This window comes from Pseudoalteromonas sp. SG44-5 (assembly GCF_014164175.1).
Taxonomy (GTDB): Bacteria; Pseudomonadota; Gammaproteobacteria; order Enterobacterales; family Alteromonadaceae; genus Pseudoalteromonas; species Pseudoalteromonas nigrifaciens.
The window spans coordinates 1-218 of sequence record NZ_JACJES010000084.1 but is presented as its reverse complement, the minus strand read 5'-3'; the positions used below and the strand labels follow the sequence as shown (position 1 = coordinate 218).

At 38.1% G+C, this 218-nt stretch carries 1 rRNA gene; it reads right to left on the bottom strand.

The window, feature by feature from the left end:
- Positions 1-8: 8 nt before the first annotated feature.
- Positions 9-123: ribosomal RNA gene (gene rrf / locus H5079_RS18295) — 5S ribosomal RNA — on the bottom strand.
- Between the last annotated feature and the right edge of the window lie 95 nt (positions 124-218).

Genomic DNA, 218 nt, shown 5'->3' with positions numbered 1-218 from the left:
AATTTGGAGCCTGGCAATGTCCTACTTTCACATAGCAAATGCTACACTATCATCGGCGCTGTTTCGTTTCACTACTGAGTTCGGCATGGGGTCAGGTGGGTCCAAAACGCTATTGTTACCAAGCAAATTAGGGCGTTAATTCGTATCACTACAAATTAACTGAATTTGGAAAATATCTGATAATATTTTTTAAGTCTTTGCGTAAATATCTACTTTAG